17 protein-coding genes are annotated in these 20,253 nt (G+C 70.5%); 12 read left to right on the top strand and 5 right to left on the bottom strand.

From position 1 onward, the window contains the following. Positions 1-87 precede the first annotated feature (87 nt). Genes OG709_RS17880 through OG709_RS17870 form a run of 3 tightly spaced genes read left to right on the top strand, consistent with a single transcriptional unit; the run spans position 88 to position 2,686 of the window. Positions 88-765 carry a DUF5819 family protein gene (locus OG709_RS17880; protein ID WP_374211299.1) on the top strand — a complete coding sequence of 226 codons (678 nt, stop codon included), beginning with the start codon at positions 88-90 and terminating at the stop codon, positions 763-765. After that, on the top strand, positions 723-1,997 hold the full coding sequence (locus tag OG709_RS17875; protein ID WP_401275457.1) for an HTTM domain-containing protein: 1,275 nt from the start codon (positions 723-725) through the stop codon (positions 1,995-1,997). The genes OG709_RS17880 and OG709_RS17875 overlap by 43 nt, the downstream gene beginning before the upstream one ends. Beyond that, complete coding sequence (locus OG709_RS17870) at positions 1,994-2,686, top strand: TrmH family RNA methyltransferase (protein ID WP_374211300.1); 693 nt, start codon at positions 1,994-1,996, stop codon at positions 2,684-2,686. The genes OG709_RS17875 and OG709_RS17870 overlap by 4 nt, the downstream gene beginning before the upstream one ends. A gap of 118 nt (positions 2,687-2,804) precedes the next feature. Here the strand turns inward: OG709_RS17870 and paaN are convergent, their stop codons facing one another. After that, entirely contained in the window at positions 2,805-4,478 is a 1,674-nt protein-coding gene (gene paaN, locus OG709_RS17865) for a phenylacetic acid degradation protein PaaN (protein WP_250302403.1), read from the bottom strand. Between the two features lie 122 nt (positions 4,479-4,600). Here paaN and OG709_RS17860 point away from each other — a divergent pair, with 122 nt between their 5' ends. Next, positions 4,601-6,133, top strand: a complete 1,533-nt coding sequence (locus tag OG709_RS17860) for a 3-hydroxyacyl-CoA dehydrogenase (RefSeq protein WP_266641976.1) — start codon at positions 4,601-4,603, stop codon at positions 6,131-6,133. Further along, positions 6,133-6,732, top strand: a complete 600-nt coding sequence (locus tag OG709_RS17855; protein ID WP_250302405.1) for a TetR/AcrR family transcriptional regulator — start codon at positions 6,133-6,135, stop codon at positions 6,730-6,732. The genes OG709_RS17860 and OG709_RS17855 overlap by 1 nt, the downstream gene beginning before the upstream one ends. Positions 6,733-6,780: 48 nt before the next feature. Here the strand turns inward: OG709_RS17855 and OG709_RS17850 are convergent, their stop codons facing one another. Then, the gene (locus tag OG709_RS17850; RefSeq protein ID WP_374211301.1) at positions 6,781-7,350 is read right to left on the bottom strand and encodes an Lrp/AsnC family transcriptional regulator; all 570 of its coding nucleotides are present in this window, start codon (positions 7,348-7,350) and stop codon (positions 6,781-6,783) included. A 151-nt stretch (positions 7,351-7,501) separates the two neighbouring features. On the opposite strand from OG709_RS17850, the gene pdhA reads away from it, so the two are divergent. The 7 genes from pdhA (at position 7,502) to OG709_RS17815 (ending at position 15,640) form a co-directional block, all read left to right on the top strand. Next, positions 7,502-8,620 (top strand): pyruvate dehydrogenase (acetyl-transferring) E1 component subunit alpha, encoded by a 1,119-nt coding sequence (pdhA, locus tag OG709_RS17845; RefSeq protein ID WP_250302406.1) that lies wholly within the window; start codon positions 7,502-7,504, stop codon positions 8,618-8,620. Further along, positions 8,617-9,621 carry an alpha-ketoacid dehydrogenase subunit beta gene (locus tag OG709_RS17840; RefSeq protein ID WP_266641979.1) on the top strand — a complete coding sequence of 335 codons (1,005 nt, stop codon included), beginning with the start codon at positions 8,617-8,619 and terminating at the stop codon, positions 9,619-9,621. Before pdhA ends, OG709_RS17840 begins: the two co-directional genes overlap by 4 nt. Next, the gene (locus OG709_RS17835) at positions 9,621-11,048 is read left to right on the top strand and encodes a dihydrolipoamide acetyltransferase family protein (protein ID WP_329166895.1); all 1,428 of its coding nucleotides are present in this window, start codon (positions 9,621-9,623) and stop codon (positions 11,046-11,048) included. Before OG709_RS17840 ends, OG709_RS17835 begins: the two co-directional genes overlap by 1 nt. Before the next feature lie 104 nt (positions 11,049-11,152). After that, a complete protein-coding gene (locus OG709_RS17830; RefSeq protein ID WP_326694431.1) occupies positions 11,153-12,112 on the top strand; it encodes a DUF6457 domain-containing protein in 960 nt (319 codons plus the stop codon). After that, entirely contained in the window at positions 12,109-13,401 is a 1,293-nt protein-coding gene (locus OG709_RS17825) for a molybdopterin molybdotransferase MoeA (RefSeq protein ID WP_329166891.1), read from the top strand. Before OG709_RS17830 ends, OG709_RS17825 begins: the two co-directional genes overlap by 4 nt. After that, positions 13,398-14,477: a potassium channel family protein gene (locus tag OG709_RS17820; protein WP_250302411.1), complete on the top strand. Its 1,080-nt coding sequence runs from the start codon at positions 13,398-13,400 to the stop codon at positions 14,475-14,477. Before OG709_RS17825 ends, OG709_RS17820 begins: the two co-directional genes overlap by 4 nt. Positions 14,478-14,662: 185 nt before the next feature. After that, positions 14,663-15,640 (top strand): NAD(P)H-quinone oxidoreductase, encoded by a 978-nt coding sequence (locus OG709_RS17815; RefSeq protein ID WP_250302412.1) that lies wholly within the window; start codon positions 14,663-14,665, stop codon positions 15,638-15,640. 183 nt (positions 15,641-15,823) lie between these two features. Here the strand turns inward: OG709_RS17815 and OG709_RS17810 are convergent, their stop codons facing one another. The 3 genes from OG709_RS17810 to OG709_RS17800 form a co-directional block, all read right to left on the bottom strand. After that, the gene (locus tag OG709_RS17810; protein ID WP_284348643.1) at positions 15,824-16,384 is read right to left on the bottom strand and encodes a bacterial proteasome activator family protein; all 561 of its coding nucleotides are present in this window, start codon (positions 16,382-16,384) and stop codon (positions 15,824-15,826) included. Between the two features lie 126 nt (positions 16,385-16,510). Then, positions 16,511-19,372: an ABC transporter permease gene (locus OG709_RS17805; RefSeq protein ID WP_329166886.1), complete on the bottom strand. Its 2,862-nt coding sequence runs from the start codon at positions 19,370-19,372 to the stop codon at positions 16,511-16,513. Then, positions 19,369-20,109, bottom strand: a complete 741-nt coding sequence (locus tag OG709_RS17800) for an ABC transporter ATP-binding protein (RefSeq protein ID WP_250302414.1) — start codon at positions 20,107-20,109, stop codon at positions 19,369-19,371. The genes OG709_RS17805 and OG709_RS17800 overlap by 4 nt, the downstream gene beginning before the upstream one ends. Positions 20,110-20,253: the final 144 nt, after the last annotated feature.

Genomic DNA, 20,253 nt, shown 5'->3' with positions numbered 1-20,253 from the left:
ATGGATTCGTACGACAGTGGGGTGCCCGAAGCGAATGGGCCACGTGCGTCCCATCAGCCATGTGAGCCGGTGTCGAGACCTGAGCCGGTGTCGTCACGTGAGCCGGTGCAGCGGCCCGAGGCGCGTGGCATCGTCGCGCTCTCCTTCCCGTACCAGGTGGCAGCAGCCATCGCGCTCGGGATGATCGGCGTGCTGACCGCCGTCCACCTCGCCATGGTGTTCCTGCACGTGGCGCCCTCGAACACGGTGAGCAAGCAGTACGGCAAAGCGGTGGACGACTGGATCTATCCCGAGTTCGAGCAGAACTGGAAGCTCTTCGCGCCCAACCCGCTCCAGCAGAACATCGCGGTCCAGGCACGTGCCGAGATCCGTACGAAGGACGGCGGTGTCAGTACCACCGGCTGGACCGACCTCTCGGCCGAGGACGGGGCCGCGCTGCACGGAAACATCCTTCCGAGCCATGTCGATCAGAACGAACTGCGGCGCGCCTGGGACTTCTACACGAACGCGCACCCCAACGACAATCAGGCGGGCGGCCTGCGGGCGGACCTCTCGGAGCGTTACATCCGCCGCATCGTGGTGATGCGACTGGGCGACGGACCGAAGAAGGCGGGTTCCACGGTGGAGCGGATACAGGTCCGGTCGGCCACTGCCTCGCTCAAGGCTCCCCCGTGGAGTCACGAGAAGATCGACACAGGCACCTCCTACCGGGTTCTGCCCTGGTGGACGGTCGTCCCAGCGGACCGTACGGAGGCCGACCGGTGAGCTCAGCAGTCAGCAACAAGATCGCGGGCGGTATCCAGCGCATCACCTCCGCCTCGCTCGGCCGCTATCAGACCGCCGTGGTCCGGATCGGTTTCTCCGGCACCTGGCTGCTCTTTCTCCTGCGGGAGCTGCCGCACCGCCGCGAGTTGTACGGGCCGCACGCCCCGTGGGACTGGGGCATGGCGAAGCAGTTGATCGACGGGAACCACGCCTTCACGCTGCTCATGTGGTCGGACTCCACCCTGTGGTTCGAGCTGGTGTACGCCGTGGCCGTCCTCTCCAGCCTGCTGCTGCTCCTGGGCTGGCACACCCGGGTCGCTTCCGTACTGTTCATGATCGGCGTGCTGTCGCTGCAGAACCGGTCGATCTTCGTGGGCGACGGCGGTGACAACGTCATCCACATCATGGCGACGTATCTGGTGCTGACGCGCTGCTCACAGGTCTGGTCGCTCGACGCGCGCCGTGCCGCGCGTGCCGCAGGGAAGGCTGCCGACGGCGCCGACTCCGACCGCACCCTGCCGGGAGCCCCGGACCGGGTGGGACCGCTGCTGTGGGTCGTGCTCGGTGCCGCGCTCGCCGCCGCCACGCTTCTCGGCAAGCTGAGCGGCGGGTGGCAACTGATCTTCTGGGGAATGTGGCTGGTCCAGGGGGTGTGGTGGGCGGTGTGCCGGTATGCCCCCGGTGAGCCCCGGACCTTCCTCGATGTCGTTGCCAACCTTGCCCACAATGCCACCCTTGTCGTGATCATGGCCGAGGTCTGTCTGATCTACTCCACCGCCGGCTGGTACAAGATCCAGGGCTCTCGCTGGCAGGACGGCACCGCCCTCTACTACCCGCTGAATCTGCACTACTTCGCGCCCTGGCCCGGTCTGTCCTCGCTGCTCGCGACCAGCGGCGTGATGGTGATGGTGCTGACGTACGGCACGGTCATCGTGCAGGTGGCCTTCCCCTTCACACTCTTCAACCGGCGCGTCAAGAACCTCCTGCTGGTCGCGATGATGCTGGAGCACGCCGGTATCGCGGTGATGCTGGGGCTGCCGTTCTTCTCCATGGCGATGATCGCCGCGGACGCGGTCTTCCTGCCGACCGGTTTCCTGCTGTGGCTGGGCGGCCGGGCGGCGTTGCTGACCTCGCGTACGAGAGCGGGTGCGCGGGCGGGTGCCACCGTGGTCGGGCCGCGGCGTACGGCCGACGGGGAGCAGGGCGATCAGCCCCGTACGCTCGTGGGGTGACCAGCGAGATCTCCCCCGAAGAACCGGTTCCGTACGAGGAGCCGGTGCGGCCCCAAGAGCCCGCGCAGTACGACGAGGGCTTCACGGCCGAGGTCGGCGTCGGGCCGCACCCACTGCCCTGGCCGGAGGGCGAGTGGTACGACCCGGAGCTGCTGGCCGGTGGGGACCGGCGCAATGTGGTCGACGCCTACCGGTACTGGACGCGTGAGGCGATCGTCGCGGACCTGGACACCCGGCGCCACGATTTCCATGTGGCGGTCGAGAACTGGGGTCACGATTTCAATATCGGTTCAGTCGTCCGCACCGCCAACGCCTTCCTGGCCAAGGAGATCCACATCGTGGGGCGCCGACGCTGGAACCGGCGCGGTGCGATGGTGACCGACCGCTACCAGCATGTGCGGCACCACCCGGACACCGAGTCGCTGACGGCGTGGGCATCCGCAGAGAACCTGCCGATCATCGGGATCGACAACCTTCCGGGAGCGGTGCCGCTGGAGCGGACCGAGCTGCCGCGGCGGTGTGTGCTGCTGTTCGGGCAGGAGGGACCGGGGCTGACGGAGGAGGCACGGAGGCACGTGTCGGTGGTCTGCTCGATCGCGCAGTTCGGCTCGACGAGGTCGATCAACGCGGGCGCAGCCGCAGCGATCGCCATGCACGCCTGGGTCCAGCGGTACGCCGAGATCGGCTGAGCCGCTTGTCCCGGGCCGTGCCGAGCCGAGACAGGCCCGGGGCACGGCTGCGGGCGTCTCCCACCGCCCGCAGCCAACCGCGCCCGCCTCCACCGCCTCCACCGTCTGTCCGGAGGCGCTACGCCTGCCTGCGTACCTCCACTGTCCGGAACCTGTTCGCCACGAACGCCCCGTCGCACAGCGCCGCGTTCGCCGCCGGGTTGCCGCCCGAGCCGTGGAAGTCCGAGAACGCCGCGGTCTGATTGACGTAGACCCCGCCGGTCAGATTCAGCGACAGCTGGGCGCACTCCTCCAGGCAGACCTCCTCGACGGCGTGCTCCACCTCGGCCGAGGTGGTGTAGGCGCCGACGGTCATCGCTCCCTTGTCGCGGACCGTGCGGCGGAGCAGATCGAGGGCGGCCTCGGTGGAGTCGACGGCCACCGCGAACGAGACCGGGCCGAAGCACTCCGACAGATAGGCGGCATCGGCGTCCGCCCCGTCCCAGTACTTCCGGGCGCCGTCCAGCTTGACGATCGCGGGCGTACGCACCACCGCGTCCGGGAAGTCGGGGTTGACGATCTCCTGTGATGCCAAGGCCACTTCGCCCAGTCCGGCCGCCGCGTCCAGGCGCGCCTTCACATCCGGATTGACCAGTGCGCCCAGCAGCGCGTTGGCACGGGCGTCGTCGCCGAGGAGTCCGGCCACTGCTGCCGCGAGATCGCTGACGACCTCGTCGTACGTCTTGTGCCCGGCGTCCGTGGCGATGCCGTCCGCCGGGATCAGCAGGTTCTGCGGGGTGGTGCACATCTGGCCGCTGTAGAGGGAGAGCGAGAAGGCCAGGTTGGAGAGCATGCCCTTGTAGTTGTCGGTGGAGTCGACGACGACCGTGTTGACCCCGGCCTTCTCCGTGTAGACCTGTGCCTGGCGGGCGTTGGCCTCCAGCCAGTCGCCGAAGGCGGTCGATCCGGTGTAGTCGATGATCCTGATCTCCGGCCGTACGGCAAGGGACTTGGCGATTCCCTCCCCCGGCCGTTCGGCGGCCAGGGCGACCAGATTCGGGTCGAAGCCGGCCTCGGAGAGGACCTCGCGGGCCACCTGGACCGTGAGCGCGAGCGGCAGGACCGCACGCGGGTGCGGTTTGACGAGGACCGGGTTTCCGGTCGCCAGGGAGGCGAACAGGCCGGGGTAGCCGTTCCAGGTGGGGAAGGTGTTGCAGCCGATCAGCAGTGAGATGCCGCGACCGACCGCGGTGAAGGTCTTCCGCAGCTCCAGCGGATCGCGCTTCCCCTGCGGCTTGGACCAGTCGGCGGCCGACGGTGTCCTGACCTGCTCGGCAAAGGCATAGGCCACGGCCTCCAGGCCGCGGTCCTGGGCATGCGGGCCACCGGCCTGGAACGCCATCATGAAGGCCTGGCCGCTGGTGTGCATCACCGCTTGCGCGAACTCGGGCGTGCGGGCGCTGATCCGCGCCAGGATCTCCAGACAGACCATGGCTCTGGCCTCGGGTCCTGCCGCGCGCCAGGAGCCTGTCGCGGCGCTCATCGCGGGCAGCAGGACGTCCAGGTCCGGGTGCGGATAGCTGATGTCCAACTCGATTCCGTACGGCGAGACTTCGCCGCCGGTCCAGTCGTCGGTGCCCGGCTGGCCCAGGTCGAGGCGCTTGCCGAGCAACGCGTCGAATGCGGCCTTGCCGTCACCGGCATAGGCCTTGGGGTGCTCGGGGTGCGGGGACCAGTACGCACGCGTACGGATCGCGTCGAGGGCCTGGTCGAGCGTGGGCCGGTGGGTCTGGGACAGCTCGGTCAGCTGCATCTCGGAACAACTCCTCGTCGAGCTGCGCAGGACAGGTGGTCAGAGTTAGAGTAACCGAACGATCGGTCGGGACAAGGGGGTCCGGGCAGACTGTGGACAACTCAGTACGGGAAGATCGCCCCATGACCGCCACCGCACACACGGCCGCCCTGTCGCAGAGCCGCACCGTCGCAGTCGTCGGCACCGGCACGATGGGTCAGGGCATCGCGCAGGTCGCCCTGGTCGCAGGGCATCCTGTGCGTCTCTACGACGCTGTTCCGGGCCGCGCGGAGCAGGCCGCCGAAGCCATCGCCGCGCGGCTGGACCGGCTGGTCGAGAAGGGGCGCATGGACGAGGCGCAGCGCGAAGCGGCCGGCGCCCGGCTGCGCCCGGTGGCGGAGCTTGCCGACCTCGCCGACGCCGCGCTGGTCGTCGAGGCGATCCTTGAACAACTTCCCGTCAAACAGGAGCTCTTCGCAGCTCTGGAAGAGTTCGTGGCCGACGACTGTCTGCTCGCGACCAACACCTCTTCCCTCTCGGTCACCGCCGTCGCGGGCCCCCTGAAGCACCCCGGCCGCTTCGTGGGGATGCATTTCTTCAACCCGGCGCCGCTGCTCCCGCTCGTGGAGATCGTCAGCGGTTTCGCGACCGACGAATCGAGCGCCACGCGCGCGTGGGCGACAGCCGCCGCCTGGGGCAAGACCCCGGTGCGCTGCGCCGACACCCCTGGTTTCGTCGTCAACCGCCTGGCCCGCCCCTTCTACGCCGAGGCCTTCGCCGTGCACGAGGAGCGGGGCGCCGACCCGGCCACCATCGACGCGGTCCTCAGGGAGTCCGGAGGTTTCCGGATGGGCCCCTTCGAGCTGACCGATTTGATCGGCCAGGACGTCAACGAGGCGGTCACCCGATCGGTCTGGGAGTCGTTCTTCCAGGACCCCAAGTTCCGGCCGTCGCTGGCGCAGCGCCGCCTGGTCGAGTCCGGCAGGCACGGGCGCAAGAGCGGCCGGGGCTGGTACGCGTACGGGGAGGGCGCCGTACGTCCCGAGCCGCACACCGCCCCGGCCACCGAGCCCCCGGCCGGTATCACCGTGGAGGGCGACCTCGGACCGGCCGGGGAGCTGGTCGCGATGTTCCGCGAGGCCGGAATCGCTGTGCGTGAGGAGGACGAGGACGGCGGGAGCCGGATTCTGCTGCCCAGCGGCGGTCAGCTGGTGCTGGCCGACGGCCAGACGTCCGCCGAGTTCCGCGATGTCGTCTACTTCGACCTGGCACTGGACTACCGGGCGGCGACGAGGGTCGCGCTGTCCGCGTCCGAGGTCACCGGATGGGAGACCCTGAGGCAGTCGATCGGCCTTTTCCAGCGCCTCGGTAAGAAGGTCAGCGTCATCGGTGACGTCCCGGGCATGATCGTCGCCCGCACCGTGGCGATGATGGTGGATCTGGCCGCCGACGCCCTGGCCAAGGGGGTCGCGTCCGCGCAGGACATCGACACGGCGATGCGACTGGGGGTCAACTACCCGCTGGGTCCGGTCGAGTGGGGCCGCAAGCTCGGCCGCGCCTGGGCGCACGAGCTGCTGGACGAGCTCCACGCGCGCGTGCCGAGCGGGCGCTATGCGCCGTCGCTGGCTCTGTACCGGCAGTCGTACGTCCATCAGGAGAAGGGCGGGACAGCCTGATGAGCACACCCAAGCGGGACACCTACACACCGGAGACCCTGCTGACGGTCGCGGTGCGCGTCTTCAACGAGCGCGGCTACGACGGCACGTCCATGGAGCATCTCTCCAGGGCCGCGGGGATCTCCAAGTCCTCGATCTACCACCATGTGGCCGGTAAGGAGGAGCTGTTGCGGCGGGCGGTCAGCCGCGCGATAGACGGGCTCTTCGGCGTACTGGAGGAGCCGGGGGCGGCGCGGGGGCGCGCGATCCAGCGGGTGGAGTACGTCACGCGCCGTACCGTCGAGGTGCTCACGGCCGAACTGCCTTACGTGACGCTGCTGCTCCGGGTGCGCGGCAACACGAAGACCGAGCGCTGGGCGATGGAGCGGCGCCGTGAATTCGACCAGCGGGTCGCCGATCTGCTCAAGGCGGCGGTGTCCGAGGGCGATCTCCGTTCCGACGTGGACATCAGGCTCGCGACCCGGCTGCTCTTCGGGATGATCAATTCGCTGGTCGAGTGGTACCGCCCGGCGCAGGGGACAGGTCCCGACGCGGAGCAGCTGGCCGAGGCGGTCGTACAGCTCGCGTTCGAAGGTCTGCGGGTGGGGCCGGCCCGCTGACGCCCGATCGGCCGGATCCGTCGGCGAGGTGACCGGCAGTGTGAGGTGTCAGGGCCTGGGCAGTGGGGGCGGCCCGCCCGCAGGACCGGGCGGGCCGGAGGTGTCCGTGGGTTTCGCCGGATCGAGATCGGTCTCCTCGAACACCAGCAGCGTCCGTGTCGACAGCACCTCGGGGATCGCCTGGATCCTGGTCAGGACCAGCTCGCGCAGCGCTCTGTTGTTCGCGCTGTGCACGAGCAGGAGTACGTCGAAATCGCCGCTGACCAGCGCGATGTGGGCGGTGCCCGGCAGCTCCGTGAGCTGCTTGCGGACCGTGCGCCAGGAGTTCTGGACGATTTTGAGCGTGATGTACGCGGAGGAGCCCTGGCCCGCGCGTTCGTGATCGACCCTGGCGCTGAACCCGCGGATCACGCCGTCGTCGATGAGCCGGTTGATACGGGCGTACGCGTTGGCGCGAGAGACATGGACGCGATCGGCCACGGACCGTATCGAGGCGCGGCCGTCCTTCTGCAGGAACTGCAGGATGTCCCGGTCGATGGCGTCGATCGGGCGGGCCGGAGGGCGGTCGCCCTCGTCGGCCATTTGTTCAGCTGGCACCTGCCCCCACCTTTCCGTCATGGACGACCTGCTCCTATCCCAGGCTGTGGAGAACCGTTTGTCCACAGGCTGAAGGGGTCAGTAGCCAAAATGCGCTTTCGACCGAACAATCGGTAGGTGAGGCGCATCACACATCGCTGCGCCGCCCCGCTCCGATGAGGAGGTGTTTGGCATGACGGTCCAAGAGCTGCCCGGTGCTACTGCCTACCCCGCATGGAAGCTCCGTACCGATCCCGCGCCGCTGCTCCCGGACCCCGAGCCGTACCGCGTGCTCGGTACGGACGCTGCCGACGCGATCGGTCAGGAGCTGCTCCTCCGGCTGTACGACGGGTTGGTGCACGGCAGGCGTTTCAACGTCCAGGCGACCGCGCTCACGAAGCAGGGCAGGCTCGCCGTCTACCCGTCCTCCACCGGGCAGGAGGCCTGCGAGGTGGCCGCCGCGCTCGTGCTGGAGGACCGGGACTGGCTCTTCCCGAGCTACCGGGACACCCTCGCCGCGGTGGCCCGCGGCCTCGACCCCGTAGAGGCGCTGACGCTGCTGCGAGGCGACTGGCACACCGGGTACGACCCGCGTGAGCACCGCATCGCCCCACTCTCCACCCCGCTCGCCACCCAGCTTCCGCACGCCGTGGGCCTGGCGCACGCCGCGCGGCTGGCCGGGGACGACGTGGTGGCACTGGCCATGGTCGGCGACGGCGGCACCAGCGAGGGCGACTTCCACGAGGCGCTGAACTTCGCCGCGGTATGGCAGGCCCCGGTGGTCTTCCTCGTCCAGAACAACGGCTTCGCGATCTCCGTACCGCTTGCCAAGCAGACCGCCGCCCCCTCCCTGGCGCACAAGGCCGTGGGGTACGGAATGCCTGGTCGGCTGGTCGACGGGAACGACGCGGCGGCGATGCACGAAGTGCTGTCCGACGCGGTCCGGCGGGCGCGGACCGGGGGCGGTCCGACGCTGGTGGAAGCGGTGACGTACCGCATGGACGCCCATACGAACGCCGACGACGCGACCCGTTACCGGGCGGACGCCGAGGTCGAAGCGTGGCGTGCGCACGACCCGATCCGGCTCGTCGAGCGGCATCTGACCGGCCGCGGGCTGCTCGACGAGGGGCGGACGGAGGCCGCGCGGGAGGCCGCCGAGACGATGGCGGCGGATCTGCGCGAGCGGATGAACGCCGATCCGCTGCTCGACCCGATGGATCTCTTCACGCAGGTCTACGCCTCGCCGACGCCCCAGCTGCGGGAAGAGTCGGAACAGCTGCGCGCCGAGCTGGAAGCGGAGGACGGACGATGACCACTGTCGCGGTGAAGCCCGCCACGATGGCGCAGGCGCTCCAGCGGGCGATGCGCGACGCGATGGCGGCGGACCCCACCGTGCATGTCATGGGGGAGGACGTCGGGACGCTGGGCGGCGTCTTCCGGGTCACCGACGGGCTCGCGGAGGAGTTCGGCGAGGACCGCTGTACGGACACCCCCCTCGCGGAGGCGGGCATCCTCGGGGCGGCTGTAGGGATGGCGATGTACGGGCTGCGGCCGGTCGTCGAGATGCAGTTCGACGCATTCGCCTATCCGGCGTTCGAGCAGCTCGTCAGCCATGTGTCGCGGATGCGCAACCGTACGCGGGGTGCGTTGCCGATGCCGATCGTGGTGCGGGTGCCCTACGGCGGCGGGATCGGCGGGGTCGAGCACCACAGCGACTCGTCCGAGGCGTACTACATGGCGACTCCGGGGCTCCATGTCGTCACGCCGTCGACGGTCGCCGATGCGTACGGGCTGCTGCGGGCCGCGATCGCGTCGGACGATCCGGTGGTGTTCCTGGAGCCGAAGCGGCTGTACTGGTCGAAGGCCGAGTGGTCACCCGACGCGCCGGCCGCCGTGGAGCCGATAGGCCGGGCCGTGGTGCGACGCAGGGGCACCAGCGCCACGCTTCTCACGTACGGTCCCTCCGTCTCCGTGTGCCTGGAGGCTGCCGAGGCGGCCCGCGAGGAGGGCTGGGACCTGGAGGTCGTGGACCTGCGCTCGCTGGTCCCGTTCGACGACGAGACGGTGTGCGCGTCGGTACGGCGTACGGGCAGGGCCGTCGTCGTCCATGAGTCGGCAGGGTTCGGCGGGCCGGGCGGGGAGATTGCCGCGCGGGTGACGGAGCGCTGCTTCCACCACCTGGAGGCGCCCGTGCTGCGGGTCGCCGGGTTCGACATCCCGTATCCGCCGCCGATGCTGGAGCGGCACCATCTGCCGGGTGTGGACCGGGTGCTCGACGCGGTCGCGCGGTTGCAGTGGGAGGCGACCAGCTGATGCCCCAGGTCTACGAGTTCAAGCTGCCCGACCTCGGCGAGGGGCTGACCGAGGCGGAGATCGTGCGCTGGCTGGTGGCGGTGGGCGATGTGGTCGCTGTCGACGAACCGGTCGTCGAGGTCGAGACGGCGAAGGCGATGGTGGAGGTGCCGTGTCCCTACGGGGGCGTGGTGACGGCGCGGTTCGGTGAGGAAGGGACGGAACTGCCGGTCGGGGCACCGCTGTTGACCGTGGCCGTGGGTTCTCCGGGAGCGGAGGACATTGCGCAGGCCGGTCCCACCGCGCAGTCGGCAGAGCCGGCGGGCGACGACGCGTCGGGGAACGTACTCGTGGGGTACGGAACCAGCGGGGCGGTCACCGCGCGGAGGCGCCGCGTACGGGTGAGCCGCGTTCAGGTGACGGAGGCGGCAGGTGCTGGGCCGGTGGCAGTTGCGGCGGCCGGGGTGACCGTTGCTCCGGGGCCTGCTCCTGTTCCCGCTCCTGGGCCTGTTCCTGTTATTTCGCCGCTGGTGCGGCGGCTGGCGCGCGCGCACGAGGTCGATCTGCGGGCGTTGGCCGGGAGCGGTCCGGACGGATTGATTCTCCGGTCCGATGTCGACCGGGCGATCGAAGCGCTGCTGGATGAGCCCGCGACCGTACCTGTGACGTCGAAACCTGTGACGTCGAAACCGGTGAGCTCGACGGCGCCTGTTGTCGCCGCTGTGGCGCTCCAGGGCCGGGAGGCGGCGGCGGGGGCCGAAGCGAGCCGTGTCCCGTTGCGCGGTATGCGGGGCGCTGTCGCGGACAAGCTCGCGCGGAGCCGTCGCGAGATACCGGACGCGACGTGCTGGGTCGACGCGGACGCGACCGAGCTGATGGCCACGCGTGCCGCCATGAACGCGGCGGGCGGCCCGAAGATCTCGGTGCTGGCGCTGCTGGCCCGTATCTGCACCGCGGCGCTGGCCCGCTTCCCCGAGCTGAACTCCACGGTGGACATGGCGGCCCGGGAGATCGTCCGCCTGCCGGCCGTTCACCTGGGTTTCGCGGCGCAGACCGAGCGGGGGCTGATGGTGCCGGTGGTGCGGGACGCGCACGGGCGGTCCACCGAGTCGCTGAACGAGGAGTTCATACGGCTGACGGAGGCGGCCAGGACCGGGGCCCTGACCCCGGCCGAGCTCACCGGGGGCACGTTCACGCTCAACAACTACGGTGTGTTCGGCGTCGACGGATCCACCCCGATCATCAACCATCCGGAGGCGGCGATGCTCGGGGTCGGGCGGATCGTGGCCAAGCCGTGGGTGCACGAAGGGGAGCTGGCGGTGCGGCAGGTGGTGCAGCTGTCGCTGACGTTCGACCACCGGGTGTGTGACGGAGGGACGGCCGGCGGGTTCCTGCGGTACGTGGCCGACTGCGTGGAGCGACCGGCGGTGCTTCTGCGCGGGGTCTGAGACCCGGCCGGACGGCTGCGGCTGTGTGCCGCGGGGCTGTGCGGGGGCGTCGTGGACGGCGCCGGACCGTTCCGCTGAGCCGTTGCGCGGCTCATACTCGCGGGATGACCTTGTATGACGCCGTCGTGCTCGCCGGAGGGGCTGCCAAGCGGCTCGGCGGCGCCGACAAGCCCGGTCTCACCGTGGGTGGCCTCGCGCTGCTCGACCGGGTGCTCGTGGCCTGCCGCGGTGCCCGGACCACCGTGGTCGTCGGGGGGCGGCGGGCGACCGTAAGGCCCGTCGCCTGGACCGGCGAAGAGCCGCCCGGCGGGGGGCCGTTGGCGGCGCTCGGGGCCGGGGTGCGGAAGGTGTCGGCCGAGATCGTGCTCGTGCTCTCCGCCGATCTGCCGTTCCTGGGGGAGCAGACCGTACCGGCGCTGCTGGACGCTCTCGGCGGGGGGCCACACGAAGGGGTGCTGCTCACCGACCCCGGAGGCCGGGACCAACCACTCGTCGCCGTCTATCGCACCGAACCCCTGCGCCGGGAACTCGCCCTGCTCGCCACCGAGCACGGTTCGCTCACCGGGCTTCCACTGCGGCTGCTCACCGCTGAACTCGACCTCGCCCGGATCGCTGCCGGACCCTCTGCCGCGTTCGACTGCGACACCTGGCAAGACGTTGTGTCGGCCCGGGCGCGTATCAGGGAGCATGGGCATGTGCTTGATGAATGGATCACTGCAGTCAAGGCCGAACTCGGCATCGACCTCGATGTCGACACCGGCGTTCTCCTCGACCTCGCCCGTGACGCCGCCCACGGTGTCGCCAGGCCGGCCGCGCCGCTGACCACGTTCCTGGTGGGGTACGCGGCGGCCAAGGCGGAGAAGGACGGTCCGCAGGCCGTTGCCGACGCGGCGCGCAAGGCCGTGGCGCTCGCCAACCGATGGGCGGACGAGACGGACGGGACGGAAGAGACAGCCAAGCCTGCGGGGACAGCCAAGCCTGCAGGGACAGTCAGGGCTGAAGGGACAGCAGGGGCCGACCGGGGCAGCAAGGCCGATGGGGCCAAGGGGACCGACGCCGGATGACCGAGCAGCAGGACCGAGATCTCGACGAAGCACTCGCGCTCGTCGGCAGGGAGGCGCCCACCGTGCCGCAGCCTGCTTCGTCGGAGCCGCACAAGGCCGCTCCCTGGGAGGCGGCCCGCGCCCGCGCCGCGCGGGTCGGCCGGACGGGAGCCGTGGCCCCCCGTCGTACGCCGCTGGATCGGGCGCTGGGGCTCGTCCTCGGCGAGCCTCTTGTCGCTCTTACCGATCTGCCGTCGTTCGACACCTCGGCCATGGACGGCTGGGCGGTCGCGGGCCCCGGGCCCTGGCGGACCGACGGTGGCGGCGGTGGCGGCATCCTCGCTGGCCGGTCCGAGCCGGAGCGCCTCGCCGACGGTGACGCCGTACGGATCGCGACCGGCGCCCGGGTCCCGCCCGACTCGACCGCTGTGATCCGCAGCGAGCACGCCCGTGCGGACGAGCACACGAATCAGCTGCACGCCCAGCGCGACATTCTTCCCGGGCAGGACATCCGACCCCGTGGCCAGGAGTGCCGCTCCGGCGACCTCCTGCTGCCGACGGGCTCCCTGGTGACGCCGGCGGTGCTCGGTCTGGCAGCGGCAGCCGGGTACGACGAACTGCTCGTGCTTCCCCGGCCCCGGGTGGAAGTCCTGGTCCTCGGCGATGAGTTGCTGGTGGCCGGACTCCCCCACGACGGACTGATCCGGGACGCCCTGGGCCCGATGATCGGCCCCTGGCTGCGAACCCTGGGCGCCGAGGTGCTGGCCACGCGCCGTCTCGGAGACGACGCCGACGCCCTTCAGTACGCCGTCACCACTTCCGAGGCAGACCTGGTCATCACCACGGGAGGTACGGCCTCGGGGCCCGTCGACCATGTCCATCCGATCCTGGACAAGGCCGGTGCCGAGCTGCTGGTCGACAGCGTCGCGGTGCGCCCCGGGCACCCCATGCTGCTGGCCCGGCTGACCGGCGGGCGGCATCTGGTCGGGCTCCCCGGCAATCCCCTCGCTGCCGTGTCGGGCCTGCTGACGCTCGCCGAACCGTTGCTGCGTACGCTCTCCGGCCGTGCTGCCGCAGAGGCCTACGCCGTACCCGTATCCGAAGAGGTGCACGGTCATCCGTACGACACCCGACTCGTGCCCGTGGTGCACCGTGCGGACACGGTCGTCCCGCTGCACTTCCACGGGCCTGCCATGCTCCGTGGCATCGCCGCAGCCGACGGACTCGCCGTCGTGCCGCCCGGCGGTGCGCGAACGGGGCAGATGTTGCAGATCCTTGATCTGCCGTGGGCGGGGGAGTGTTTCACGTGAAACTTCCCGGCCATGACGCCCTCGACCGACAGGCGGGCGAGCAGTCGGTGACCCGCCGCGTGAAGCTGCCGCGCCGGGTGGTCGAGCGCCCGCTCCGCCAGGTCGGCAGGCGGTTGCTGATCGCGCTGCTGGTGCTGGTGGTGACCGCCCTCATCGTCTGGTTCGACCGCGGCGGGTACCACGACGCCGCCGACGAGAAGGTCGATCTGCTCGACGCGTTCTACTACGCCACCGTCACCCTCTCGACGACCGGTTACGGCGACATCGTCCCGTACAGCGACGGCGCGAGGCTCACCAACATCCTGGTCGTCACGCCGCTGCGCGTGCTGTTCCTGATCATCCTGGTCGGCACCACTCTCGAAGTGCTCACCGAGCGCACTCGGGAGGAGTGGCGGCTGAACCGCTGGAGGCTCCGCTTGCGTGACCACACCGTCGTCATCGGATTCGGTACGAAGGGCCGCTCCGCGATGCAGACGCTGTGTGCGACGGGCCTGCGGAGGGAGCAGATCGTCGTCGTCGACCCCAACAGCAAGGTCATCGAGGCCGCCAACGCCGAAGGGTTCGCGGGGGTCGTCGGCGATGCGACCCGCAGCGATGTGCTGCTTCGCGCAGAGTTGCAGCGCGCCCGGCAGATCGTGATCGCCACACAGCGGGACGACACCGCGGTCCTGGTCACGCTCACGGCGCGTCAGCTCAACCGTGGGGCGAAGATCGTTGCGGCCGTGCGGGAGGAGGAGAACGCGCCGTTGCTGCGGCAGTCCGGCGCGGACGCCGTCATCACCAGCGCCAGTGCGGCGGGCCGTCTGCTCGGCCTCTCCGTGCTCAGCCCGAGCGCCGGCACGGTGATGGAGGACCTGATCCAGCAGGGCAGCGGCCTCGACCTGGTCGAACGGCCCGTCATAAAGGCCGAGGTGGGGCGGAACGTCCGGGACGCGAACGATCTGGTCGTCTCGGTGAAGCGGGGGCACCGGCTGCTCGGTTACGACAACCCCGAGGCCAGTCCTTTGCAGCTCACCGATCGGGTGATCGCGATCGTACGGGCGTCCCCCACCGCTGCCGGGTCCGGCACCGAGTAGCCGCACCCGGTTTGGCACCGAGTAGCCGCACCCGGTCCGGTACCGGCCAGCCGCACCCGGTCCGGCGTCGGGCAGCCTCAAACCCGGTCCGGCGCCGATCTCAACCGGTCCGGCTCCGAACGGTTGCTCGCCCGGTCCGGCGCCGAGTGGCCTCGCCGGGCCCGGTGCGGAGTAGCCTCGCGCTCATGCATGCGATCACGATCCCCGAACCTGGCGGTCCCGAGGCGCTTGTCTGGGCCGAGGTGCCTGACCCCGTCCCCGGCGAGGGCGAAGTCCTCGTCGAGGTGGTGGCGTCCGCAGTCAACCGCGCCGATGTGTTGCAACGTCAGGGCTTCTACGATCCGCCGCCGGGCGCGTCGCGGTACCCCGGTCTCGAATGCTCCGGGCGCATCGCGGCCCTCGGGCCCGGGGTCGCGGGGTGGGCCGTCGGTGACGAGGTGTGCGCACTGCTGGGTGGCGGCGGGTACGCGGAGAAGGTCGCCGTGCCGGTGGGGCAGTTGCTGCCGGTGCCGGACGGGGTCGACCTCGTCACGGCTGCCGGGCTGCCCGAGGTGGTCTGCACGGTCTGGTCCAACGTCTTCATGGTGGCTCATCTGCGGCCCGGCGAGACGCTGTTGGCGCACGGCGGGTCGAGCGGGATCGGCACGATGGCGATCCAGCTCGGCAAGGCGGTGGGGGCGCGGGTCGCGGTTACCGCGGGCAGCCAGGAGAAGCTGGCCCGCTGTGCCGAGTTGGGGGCCGACGTGTTGATCGACTACCGCGAGCAGGACTTCGTGGAGGAGATCAGCAAGGCCACCGGCGGCGCGGGGGCGGACGTCATTCTCGACATCGTCGGCGCGAAGTACCTGGACCGGAACGTGAACGCGCTCGCGGTCAACGGACGTCTCGCGGTGATCGGCATGCAGGGCGGTGTGAAGGGCGAGTTGAATCTCGCGACCCTGCTGGCGAAGCGCGGGGCAGTGACGGCCACGTCGCTGCGGGCACGGCCGCTCGGTGAGAAGGCGGCGATCGTCGCCGCCGTGCGGGAGCACGTCTGGCCGCTGATCTCGGCGGGACGGGTACGGCCCGTGGTGGACCAGGAACTGCCGATGGCTCTGGCGGCAGAGGGGCACCGGGTGCTGGATTCCGGGGTGCACGTGGGCAAGGTGCTGTTGCGGGCGTAACGGGCCTCGCGACCTCCGTACCGCCTCCGTACCGCCCGCCTCCGTATCGGCTGGGACCTGTCCGGTCGGCTCCCCCCTTCCGGAAGGGGGCGACACGGCTCCGGCACAGCCGAGGCCCGGCCCCCGCTCACGCGTAGGGGGCCGGGCCTCGGTGTCCGTGGCATCGGTTCGGGGTGGTGCCGCTTACAGGTAGGGGCCCGAGCGGATCGCTCCGTGGCCGCCTTCCTCGTCGTCGTCCTCGTGGCCGCCCGCGCCGGGCGGGAGGGCCCGGCGCATCTGCTCCAACTGCGCCCGTGCTGCCATCTGCTGGGCGAACAGGGCCGTCTGGATACCGTGGAAGAGACCTTCCAGCCATCCCACCAACTGGGCCTGCGCGATGCGCAGTTCCGCTTCCGAAGGGATGGTCTCGTCGGTGAAGGGGAGGGAGAGGCGTTCCAGCTCCTCCACCAGCTCGGGGGCCAGGCCGTCCTCCAGCTCCTTCACCGACGAGGCATGGATGTCCTTCAGACGGACGCGGCTCGCCTCGTCGAGAGGAGCCGCCCGGACCTCCTCCAGGAGCTGTTTGATCATGCTGCCGATGCGCATGACCTTCGCGGGCTGCTCCACCATTTCTGTCACTGGGACCTCGCGCGACTCGTCGTCACCGCCGGCGCCGCCGCCGAGTGCCATCCCGTCCTGTCCCACGACGAGGACTTGAGGGTGCTCCTGCGACTGTTCCGACCGTTCACTCCTCGGCATCTCCATGGGGACATTGTCTCGCACACGTACTCCATGAGCAGGTGGTGCCCCCGATCCCGGGTGATCCACCCCGCGTGTCACCATGCGTACCGTCCGTGCACCCCCCGTCACCCCGTCATCACCGTCCTCCCGTCACCCCGCGCGTCTGGCGAGGACCAGGCGGGACCGGACGAAGACACCGGCCAGCAGGCCGGCCAGGACCGGGACCGCCAGGGCGAGGATGCCGATGGTCTGCCACGGCAGCACGATCGGCGTGTACGCGGAGTCCATCGGGTGCAGCCGCATGTTGGCCAGCGCCCGGTGCATGTCGGTCAGCCGGACCGCGATGGCGGGCACCACGCCTGCCGCGGTGCCGAGCAGGACGCCCGTGCCCGCGACCACCGCGCACTGGAAGCCGCTGAGCGTGCGCCGTACGCGGGGCGGGGCGCCGATGGCGCTGAGCGTCGTCAGGTCGGCCTCGGCATCGGCCTTCGCCAGGCCGGTGGTGATGGCCGCGGCACCCAGGGTCACCACACCGGAGAACAGGGCGAGGATCAGCATGGTGATGTCGGTGGTGCCGGACGAGGTGTCGTTCTGCTGGAGGCTGACACCGTTTCCGGCCTGGGACACACCGTCGTTGAAGTGCTGCACCTGCGCGTCGGTCGGCGTCTGCGTCGTCGCGTAGACGTTGAGGGTGGGTCCGTAGTGGAGGCCCAGCCGGTCGGCGGTGGCCTGCGGCATGACCATGCGGATGCCCGGGGTCGCCGCGTAACGGTCGGCCGCCTTGTACACGGCGAGCCTGGTGACGGTGCTCCTGGCCTTGCCGGGGTGCAGCTTCCGGTTCTGCTTGTCCTCGGCGATGTAGCTGTGGAGGGCCTTGACGGTGGCCTTGCCGTCCGCGTCGGCGTACGCGTTGTTGAGGAGTACGGGCACGCCCGCAGCCAGCGCCTTCTCCGCCGCCGGGTCCTTCATGCCGGCGTAGACGCGCAGCACCGCAGCGTCCCCGACGACGATCTCGCCGTCATTGCCGAACATGGTGTCGGGGTACTCCGCGTCCTTGCACTTCGGCGAGTTCACCAGCTTCTTGTGCTCGTCGGCGGAGAGCTTGGCGGCGAGGGTCTTGCCGCCGGCCGCGAGGAGCGGGCAGTTGTTCGCCGCCGGCCTGACCAGGTCCAGCGCGCCGCAGTTCGAGGTGTCCGCGTCCGGGAAGTGGTTGCAGTCGCTGCCCGCCCACACCCGGTTGATGGTGGCGGGTGCGCCCTTCACGGGCAGGTCGCGTTCGGCGACCTTGCGGGCGAGCGCCAGTGCCCTGGCCGGGTCGGCGCGCTCCCCGTAGGTGTCGGCGTTGATCGAGACGACGCCCTTGGGTACCGATGAGTGCCTGCCGTAGTCCTGCTCCGCCTGGGTGCTCGCGGTGTACGTCGAGATCGCGATGGTGCCCGCGACCGCGGCCATCACCGCGGCGACCGCGGGCGCCGTACGGCCCCGGTTGCGGGCCGCGTCGCGCAGGGCGAGCCGCGGGGAGAGCGGGAAGAAGCGGCCGAGCTTTCCGAGCGAGCCGACGATGACCGGGATACAGGCGAGGACGCCGAGTTCGGCGATGACCGAGCCGACAGACACGCTCGTGGCGCGACCGCTGAGACCGCCGAGGACGGCCAGGCAGAGGCCGACCCCGATGGCGATGAGCCCGAGCACCGGCATCACGCGCGAGGAGCGGCGCACCCCGCGGCGGCCCGTGAGGGATTCGAGGATCGGCTGACGGCCCGCCACGATCGCCGGGGCCAGCGCGGCCAGCACGCCGGTGACCAGGCCGATCACCGCGATGCCGAGCAGTTCTCCGGAGTGGAGCTCGATGGTGCCGAAGCGCTGGCCGGCCCAGCTCTCGATCAGCGGACGGAGCAGGTAGGTCAGGCCGAGGCCGACGATCGTGCCTGCCACGGCGCCCGCGGCGCCCAGGACGAGCCCTCCGGAGAGCACCACGGCGCGGATGTGCCTGCGGTTCCCGCCGCAGGTCCCGACGAGGCCGAGCTGGCGTCGTGAGCGGCGGGCGCCGACCGCGAAGGCCGGTCCGGCGAGCAGCACGATCTCCAGCATCGCCATGGCGACGACGGTCGCCAGCGCCGCGGTGACCTTCATGCCCTTGCCGGGCGCCTGGTAGCTCCCGTGCGAGGCCATCGGGACCTCGGAGAGCGGCGGCGGGTCGAGGAAGACCCGGCGGGACTCGACGAGGACGCCCTTCTTGTTGGCCGCCAGGACGTCCTTCCAGCTCACGCCGGTGCTTCCGGCGGTCTTGACGAGCAGGTCGACGGTGCCGGCCTGGGGCTCCTCCATGGTCCTGTCCTTGGCGGCGGCCTGCTTCCAAGGGGCGATGAGAGCACCGGGGTTGACGTACAGGTAGTCGTGCTTCAGATCGGCGGGAAGTTCCACCGAGCCGGTGATCGTGAAGGTCCTGCCGGCGCCGCGGACCGTGGTCTGCGAGCCGATGTGCAGACCGGACGACTTCAGGAAGGCCTCATTGGCGACCATCTCGCTGTCGGTCTTCGGGAAGCGGCCGTTCACCAGCTCGATCATGCCGCGCACCAGCGGGTCGGCGGTCTTCAGCTCGGTGAGTGCGGTGTTCTTGATGCCGTACTTGGTAGTGACGGTGGCATTCATGTACTGCTGCGTGATGCTCTTCGCGCCGGGCGGCAGCACGGCGGCGAGATCCACCGCGGAGTCGGGCTTCGTACCCGTTGAGTCCTGGTCGACCGGCTGGTACGGATCCATCTCCGGCATCTGCTCGATCGGACCACCTCCCATGGAGGGGTCACGGAACAGGGCGTCGGCGGAGCCCAGTTCGGCGCTCAGCTTCTCGGCCGTGGTCAGGGAGGCGCTGTGGTAGGTGATGTCGGCGGCCGTGACGCCGAGCACCGGCAGCGCGATCATGGCCACGACCAGGGCACTTCGGCCCTTGGCCCGTAGCGCGTCCCGGCGGGCGATACGGATGGCGGCGCGCCATCCCGAGAGAGCGCTCACTGGGCACCCTCGGCGGTGAGCAGCGAATCGGCGCCCACGGTCAGGGTCTGGTCGACCACCGAGCCGTCGCGCAGGAACACGACGCGGTCGGCCCAGGCGGCGTACCGCGGTTCGTGCGTGACCATGACGCCCGCCGCGCCCGCGTCGCAGCGGTTGCGGAGCAGGGCCAGCACGGTCTCCCCGGTCTCGGAGTCCAGGGCGCCGGTCGGCTCGTCGGCGAGTACGAGGCGCCGGTCGCCGACGAGCGCGCGGGCGATGGCCACCCGCTGCTGCTGGCCGCCTGACATCTCGTCGGGGAAACGGTCGGTCACGTCGGCGAGGTTCATCTCCGCGAGCGCGTCCCTGGCCTCTTTGCGGGCTTTGCGGACGGATATGCCGTCGAGTTCGCGGGGCAGCGCCACGTTCTCCGCGGCGGTGAGGGCGGGGATGAGGTTGTAGTCCTGGAAGACGTAGCCGACGCTGCGGCGGCGCAGCGCGGATATCTGCTTGTGGCTGAGAGCGCCGATGTCCTGGCCCTCGATGATCACTTGGCCGGAAGTCGCCGTGTCCAGACCGCCTGCCAGGGTCAGCAGGGTGGACTTGCCGGAGCCCGACGGGCCCATGACGGCGACGAGTTCGCCCGCGTGGACGGAGATGTTCACTCCGCGCAGGGCGTGTACCTCGGCGATTCCTGTGCCGTGGGTGCGGGTGAGGTTACGCAGTTCCAGTACGGGTGGTGTGACGGCTGGTGCGAGCACGGGTCCCCCTGGGGGTGGGTGTGTGGGTCACGGTGGTCGGTCGGCGCTGCCCTCGGGCCGGGTCCGTGCGCCGTCCGCAGGCGTTGTGCTGCGGCTCCGGGCGGGCCGGGCGGGGCTGGACGTGCCGGGGCGTGCGTGGGATGT

The sequence above is a fragment of the Streptomyces sp. NBC_01267 genome, from assembly GCF_036241575.1.
GTDB lineage: Bacteria > Actinomycetota > Actinomycetes > Streptomycetales > Streptomycetaceae > Streptomyces.
This window is presented reverse-complemented; position numbering and strand designations above follow the sequence as displayed.

What these genes read in the sequence shown, in the direction of transcription:
- paaN (WP_250302403.1), bottom strand. Translation starts at nt 4,478, where the DNA reads ATGCAGCTGACCGAGCTGTCCCAGACCCACCGGCCCACGCTCGACCAG.
- OG709_RS17860 (WP_266641976.1), top strand. Translation starts at nt 4,601, where the DNA reads ATGACCGCCACCGCACACACGGCCGCCCTGTCGCAGAGCCGCACCGTC.
- OG709_RS17855 (WP_250302405.1), top strand. Translation starts at nt 6,133, where the DNA reads ATGAGCACACCCAAGCGGGACACCTACACACCGGAGACCCTGCTGACG.
- OG709_RS17850 (WP_374211301.1), bottom strand. Translation starts at nt 7,350, where the DNA reads ATGACGGAAAGGTGGGGGCAGGTGCCAGCTGAACAAATGGCCGACGAG.
- pdhA (WP_250302406.1), top strand. Translation starts at nt 7,502, where the DNA reads ATGACGGTCCAAGAGCTGCCCGGTGCTACTGCCTACCCCGCATGGAAG.
- OG709_RS17840 (WP_266641979.1), top strand. Translation starts at nt 8,617, where the DNA reads ATGACCACTGTCGCGGTGAAGCCCGCCACGATGGCGCAGGCGCTCCAG.
- OG709_RS17835 (WP_329166895.1), top strand. Translation starts at nt 9,621, where the DNA reads ATGCCCCAGGTCTACGAGTTCAAGCTGCCCGACCTCGGCGAGGGGCTG.
- OG709_RS17830 (WP_326694431.1), top strand. Translation starts at nt 11,153, where the DNA reads ATGACCTTGTATGACGCCGTCGTGCTCGCCGGAGGGGCTGCCAAGCGG.
- OG709_RS17825 (WP_329166891.1), top strand. Translation starts at nt 12,109, where the DNA reads ATGACCGAGCAGCAGGACCGAGATCTCGACGAAGCACTCGCGCTCGTC.
- OG709_RS17815 (WP_250302412.1), top strand. Translation starts at nt 14,663, where the DNA reads ATGCATGCGATCACGATCCCCGAACCTGGCGGTCCCGAGGCGCTTGTC.
- OG709_RS17810 (WP_284348643.1), bottom strand. Translation starts at nt 16,384, where the DNA reads ATGGAGATGCCGAGGAGTGAACGGTCGGAACAGTCGCAGGAGCACCCT.